Consider the following 6,000-nt stretch of genomic DNA (forward strand, 5'->3'; position numbering starts at 1 on the left):
CAGCCCGGGAGCCATCATGGCGGCGCGAGAGTGTCCTGGCGGCTCGGCGTTATCGGCGGCCTGGCCCAGTGGCTCGGCACCACCTGGCTGCTGGCGGTGCTGACGGCCACCGCCCTGGCCGCGGCCGGCAGTGCCGAGCGGCTGCCGGAAGTGGCCCGGGGCGCCGACGCGTGCCGGAAAAAAAGTCGCTGGGGGGCTTGCCCTGGGTCGCCGGGGGCGATATATAGCCAGCAGGCAACCGCCGTTGCCGGCTGACGCTTCAGGGTCCGCGCATTCGGACGAGAAGCGATACCGAATGGCACTCGGTCATGGGAGGGCATTGCATGAGCCATGAACCCCAGGTCAACGATTCGCTCGACGACGAGCAGGACTATCAAGAGGCGGTCAACGACGACGACTACGGTCGCTCGCGCCCGACCAGTCGCGCCGACACCCTGCGCGCCCGCCGCCGCGTCGAGTCGCTGCTGGAAGAACGGCGCCTGCGACGCGCCATCGAGGATGACTGGATGCTCCTCGACGACGAGGAGGAGGAAGAGGAGTAACGTCCTCTGCGTCGGCCGGGTCGTGCCGCACGGCCCGCCGACCGGGGTCTCCCCCGGCAGGACGTGCCCGGGAACCGGTGCCCCCGATGCGCGGCTGGCCTTTCCCCTGCCCGGCCACTATCATCGTGGCCACTGAAATCCCCCAACCAAGTGGCATTCCATGGCGCAATACACGGGTCTGCGCCATTCTCTTTTCGTTAAATTTCCATGGGCGGATGGGTAGACCCCATGACAACAGGCTTTCCAAGCACTTTGCCCCCTCCTGCCTTTACTCAAAACCAACATTTTCGGTTAGCTTTACCGCTTTTGGGCCAAATTTGGCTTGAAAACTTAACTTTTTGAAGGAGAGCTGTGCGACCCGGCATTTATCAAGAAGCTGTCTCATTTGAGTTCATTTAAGCCACTTCTTTTTCCGGATCAGCTAAAGTGACCTGAAGCCCCGGTCCGGGTTAAGCGACACAGTGGCACCTCGCTTGCTGCAAATGGGAATGCTTTAAACATTATTCGGAATCATTTTCCATAAAGAAGTTATGGGTTATGTTTTGGAAAAGACTGTGTAACCTATAGTTCGAGCAAGACCTGTCGGTAATGGCTAGAAAAGCTGACTTGGTAGTGAGGTTGGACCTCACGACCACTCTCATAAGGAGCTGTAAGGGGATCACTCTCAAGAAGGCCAAAGCTGACACTTGACACGTCATCAGCTCCTCCTTTACTACCTGCTTCGCCGTGCGGCTGATGAGATATCGAAGAAAGATTTTCCACCTGGGTCAGTACTGCTAAATCATCCGGAAGATCTTCTGCAATACGCTCAGCGAACTTCTGAAGCGTGGGCTCTGCAAGCATGAACAGCCATGCCAGATTATCGGCCTCCCCGGTACGTCTAAGAATTCTACCCAGAACTTGGCGGTAGTGTAGTTCGGTACGGATACGACTCAGATAGCAGCACACTTGAAGACGGGGAATATCTGTTCCCTCGCTTATCATTCCGACTGCCACAATCCAGCGGCAACCTCCAAGCCGAAACGCGTTGATCACCTGCTGGGCACCCGTAGTCCTGTTAGTGACAACATGGCAGGCCTCTCCCCGTGCTTCCAGTACCTGAGCGACCTGGTGGGCGTGCTCAATATCCGTGGCAACGACCAGACCCGCAGCATCCGGCGTAGTGCGTCGAATCTCATCCAGCCTCTCGCAACCCAGCCCCAGTATCTGATGCGTCACATCATCGTGACGCAACAGATCCTCATAGTTAATAGGGGAATCCCCAAGCAGTGCGGCAATACTAGGGAAGAGCTTGACGGTGTTCTCGGTCTCCAGCGCTTCGGTGAGCTGCACTTTCTGATTGTCCAGAAGAAGAATGCGCGGAGAACGGCACACTCCATCGGTGATGGCTTGTTTTAAACCATAACGATAGTCGCAGATCAGCTTCCCTTCCGGAGAGGAGTAGCGCGCAAGGGCGATGGCCAAGTTATCAGAACGCCACGGGGTACCCGAGAGCGCCAACGTATAGGCAGCACGATCCTGGATTCTCTGCAGAATTTGCTGCCCCCAGGCATTGCTCAACAGGGGATCATGTCCCGCGCAGTGGTGGATTTCATCAAAGACGACGAACACGCGATACTCATCAAGCAGCTGCCAGAAGGTATTATCTCGGTGCTCCATGGCCTGATAGGTGTAAGCGCCGCCAACAGCACCTACTAAGCCATCAAGCCGCTTACCCAGTACGTCTGCGAAAGTCGTGCGGAACCCGGCTACTACCTGGCATGAGGGCGCAAAGCAGAGCACCAGGTCGATCTTGTTCATCTCAAAGAGACAGCGTGCCAGCGCCGCTGCCAAACGCGTCTTTCCGGCGCCCGGTGTTGCCTGGCATAGGAAATGCGGTGTGGTAGTAAAATGGGCTAGCGCTGCCTCGATGCACTGCCGCTGCCATGTGCGCAGTCCCGGTATCGTCATTGCGAGGGCAACGAAGTGAGCGTCTTCTCTACCGCTCGGAGGTGGCCCAAAAGGCGCGAGCTGCGATCCCTGGCCTCTTGATACTCATGCTCCACGTGGCTGCGGAGGTGCGGCATCTCATCGAGTAGTTGCTTGTACCGCTCTGTTTCCCCCATTGATGTCAGGAAGTCCAGGCGGACTTCCTTGAGGGTCGCCTCCAAGCGCTGGTACACCCCAGTTTCGGTTCCGGCAGCAGCAAGGCTCTTCGCGGGTTCCGGCGACGCCCGCTTTGTCTTGTGTTCGGGCTTCAGGCTCTTTTCGAATCCTTTGTCAACCAGTTTCAACTGCAAGTGCTCCGGCATGGGGCGCAGATGATAGACCTGCCCCCGCTTACGGCGCTCATCGTCGAGTACGAGCCAGCCTGCCCGCAGCATGCGGCGTATCTGCTCATACACATAGCGACGAACCTCACCGAGCTTATAGGGGATACCCCCCAGTCGGGAGGCATAGGCATCCCTCAGGGTCGCGGTAGTGAATTGCGTGAGTCCCTCATCCTGCAGCAGCTCATACAGGCGTTTGTCGAGGGTGAACGAAGTGAGCTTCATGGGAGGTCCGAGGAAAAAGACATGAAATGCGGATTATAATCCGTGGCCTGTGGGTCCGCAAACGAATGATAGTGCCGCCTCAAGCGATTTTGAGGCGACCATGGACCAGCTGGCGAAAGCGGTAGGGGAACGGATTCGGTACCAGAGGAAGGCTCGCGGGCTATCTCAGGACAACCTGGCCTTGTTGAGCGGCATTGATCGAAGCTATGTGGGGCGCATCGAGCGGGGTGAAGTCAACATCACGGTCGAGATGCTATATCGCATTGCCAGGGTGGTGGGTTGCGAACCCGCCTTATTCCTTCCCGAGATCAAAGACACTCACGAGTGAGCTGGTTCTGATACAGTGTCAACGAAGGATGATGGGGTTTTTTCAGACAGCGATCCGCTCAGCGACCGTCGCGCCCGCCAGAGCTATAAGTCCGAAAAAGGGGCTGCGCTTTTCTTGGAACCTATCATGCTAGAGTGCCTAGATGGCTTTGCCATTCAAGGTGATTTAAGCTATAAAGTCATAGGTCAGCATCCGCAATCATATATGCTCATTTGAGTGAAATCGAAAAATATAACCTACAAGAGCCTGCCATGGAAAAGACAGACCCCCAAAGCACATCCCGGAAAGTACTGCGCAGCCGGAAGCGAACAGGTGAATATGTAACGCTTGGCACAGCCAGTCTTATAGGAAGGAGCTTCGCTCCAAAGGAGAAGGTGTATGAAACACTACGAATAGCCCACGAGCGCTCCAGAGCTACCATCCTCAGACATCGTCGCGATCTATTAGATCACTAGATTATGCCCACTATGCTTTTCAATTCATAGATTGATTCCCAGTTCCAAGCCTGTTCTGCATGCGTAATATGTTTGTTATGCTGACGTGACATTGCTTGATAGTTATAGCAATAATCTCCTTGGAACATCCCTTGCGCAAAACCACTCCCATGTTGACGCCGTGGCTATAATTCCGTCCAAAAAATAAGCGTCGAGCTATCTTCTTTGACAGTTTGCGAAGATCAAGTTAAAGCCATAGATCACTTCCGGTCGAGGTCACCGTTGCTGATATGGGTGTAAATATTGACACAAGATAGATTATCCCCCATGATTCTGCTGAATATCCACCAGAACGAGAAATTACATGTCCATTCTCGCCACTTACGTGCAAAAGGAACAGCAGCTCCAGCAACTTCAGGAAGAGCTGGATAGGCTAAAGAATGATGATCGTCTCAAGACTGAGCTTCAGTTCAAAGATAAGCTGGAAGCCCTGATGCGTGAGTTCGATAAGTCACCCGCTGACGTCATCAAGCTACTGGACCCGCAGCCAACTTCCGCCAAGACTGCCACCATCACAAGTACCGGTCGCGCCAAGCGCAAGCTGAAAATCTACAAGAATCCAAATACCGGCGAGGTCGTAAAGACCCGCGGAGGCAACCAGAAGACCCTGAAGGCATGGAAAGAAGAGTATGGTGCCGATACCGTTGAAGGCTGGCTCGTGAGAACTGAGGACTAATATACTTCATAGCCTCCTGCCTGCCAGAGATTGCAGGTATGGCCGTTTTCGGCCAGAAGCTGACTTTCAGCGTATCCTGATATAACGCTTGGGCTCAGGGGCGGAAAAAAGTGAATCGAGGAACGAGCGCAGCTTTTTGACGTCCCTTGTAGCCATTTGTTATGGCAATATTTATCCATTTTCAGAAAGTCTATATGCACGTATTGCCGCCAATCGCTCTTCAATTCGAAATGAATGCTCCTTAACATCAGCTAAAAACTGTTCAATTGAATCTAGATTCTCTGATGAAAATGATGAATGACGAAATTTCAATAGTGAATCCAGGAGTCTTAAAAAGTCACTGAAGCCATATGCTTTATCACCTTGTAGATTCTTTACTGCCCCATTAAGCACTGCATCCAACTCCCCAAGAGAAAAAGAAACAAATAATATGAGATAGCCAACTGGAGCGTATTCAGTGTTTTTATCTAACCGCTTGAATAATGCGCTAAAATAGCGTTCTTTCCTTTCATCTGTTTTTATCTTTTGATACAGATTTAGTAATGCCTGAGCATTGTCAGATGATATCTGTATTGTGCTTTCGTCTTCGGTAATTGTTTGATTTTTAGGAGAATCTGCTTCTCGCCATTCAGTGCCAACTCCTTTGTAGCTTTTTCCTTGGATAGTGGTCTGTATGCTTCCAAGGCCACCTACTCTCCGACCGCATTCTTTGTAGCGATTCGCTTCAGCCTTCAAGACAGCAGCTATCTCTTTTTCTATGGGATCAGTTATTGAGTGAATGGGCTCAGATGGTGTCTCTTCCTTTTTTGGTTCCTTTGGCTTAGGACCTGTAAATACGACGTTCTTTATTTTGTGTTCGTTGCCATATTGATCAATCAAAACAACTGAGGTTTTGAAGTCCTCTCCTTCCTTGCGTTTTGGGGGGATTACCCAGAAGTCTGAATGTACCTCTGTCGTTTCACCGGGAAGAATTGGGTATGAGCCAAAGATATTTTCTTCTGGGTGTCTTGTTAATACATACCCCTCAGTTATTGGCTTCAATATTTTCGTTCCAAGCAGGCGTACATTGTCACCAGTAATATTAGTCACGTGCCACCGACCAACAACCTGCATGGCAGGCTTTCCAGCAACTGAACCGTTACCCCACCAGCAACCATGCATTTGCGGCAAGATGCGTATGGTTTCTCGAGGTACTTTGGGCTTATACCGTGTAACAAAATGCCAAGCTAAAACAAAGACGCCTCTACCCTATGCGACGTCAACTACTTTGACCGGTCAGCGACAATTAAAATGACCGGTTGGGTGGGATAGTTGTCGTCAGCCTGACGACGCGGTCTGTCCTCCCTGTAATTGACGCTGATAGGCGCGTTTCCGGTAGCTCTCTCCGCTCAGCTCCAGCAGCGTGGCGTGGTGCACCAGCCGGTCG

The 6,000-nt window shown here is 52.5% G+C and carries 7 protein-coding genes; 4 read left to right on the forward strand and 3 right to left on the reverse strand.

The features are described 5' to 3' along the window. The first annotated feature begins 30 nt into the window (after positions 1 to 30). Together MKP05_RS09970 and MKP05_RS09975 are read left to right on the forward strand one after the other, a co-directional pair. Positions 31 to 255: a hypothetical protein gene (locus tag MKP05_RS09970; RefSeq protein WP_240568145.1), complete on the forward strand. Its 225-nt coding sequence runs from the start codon at positions 31 to 33 to the stop codon at positions 253 to 255. 68 nt (positions 256 to 323) lie between these two features. Further along, positions 324 to 542, forward strand: coding sequence for a PA3496 family putative envelope integrity protein (locus MKP05_RS09975; RefSeq protein WP_110282201.1), 219 nt, complete (start codon positions 324 to 326; stop codon positions 540 to 542). Between the two features lie 561 nt (positions 543 to 1,103). Here the strand turns inward: MKP05_RS09975 and MKP05_RS09980 are convergent. Both MKP05_RS09980 and MKP05_RS09985 read right to left on the reverse strand, forming a co-directional pair. Beyond that, the gene (locus MKP05_RS09980; RefSeq protein WP_240568146.1) at positions 1,104 to 2,492 is read right to left on the reverse strand and encodes a DEAD/DEAH box helicase; all 1,389 of its coding nucleotides are present in this window, start codon (positions 2,490 to 2,492) and stop codon (positions 1,104 to 1,106) included. Further along, entirely contained in the window at positions 2,489 to 3,076 is a 588-nt protein-coding gene (locus MKP05_RS09985; protein WP_240568147.1) for a VspR family transcription factor, read from the reverse strand. The genes MKP05_RS09980 and MKP05_RS09985 overlap by 4 nt, the downstream gene beginning before the upstream one ends. A 100-nt stretch (positions 3,077 to 3,176) precedes the next feature. On the opposite strand from MKP05_RS09985, the gene MKP05_RS09990 reads away from it, so the two are divergent. Continuing rightward, positions 3,177 to 3,404 (forward strand): helix-turn-helix domain-containing protein, encoded by a 228-nt coding sequence (locus MKP05_RS09990; protein ID WP_240568148.1) that lies wholly within the window; start codon positions 3,177 to 3,179, stop codon positions 3,402 to 3,404. 798 nt (positions 3,405 to 4,202) lie between these two features. Further along, entirely contained in the window at positions 4,203 to 4,574 is a 372-nt protein-coding gene (locus MKP05_RS09995; RefSeq protein ID WP_240568149.1) for a histone-like nucleoid-structuring protein, MvaT/MvaU family, read from the forward strand. Positions 4,575 to 4,745: 171 nt separating this feature from the next. On the opposite strand, the gene MKP05_RS10000 is transcribed toward MKP05_RS09995, so the two are convergent. After that, positions 4,746 to 5,687 carry a hypothetical protein gene (locus MKP05_RS10000; protein ID WP_240568150.1) on the reverse strand — a complete coding sequence of 314 codons (942 nt, stop codon included), beginning with the start codon at positions 5,685 to 5,687 and terminating at the stop codon, positions 4,746 to 4,748. Positions 5,688 to 6,000: the final 313 nt, after the last annotated feature.

It is taken from the genome of Halomonas flagellata (assembly GCF_022487945.1).
GTDB classification, from domain to species: domain Bacteria; phylum Pseudomonadota; class Gammaproteobacteria; order Pseudomonadales; family Halomonadaceae; genus Halomonas; species Halomonas flagellata.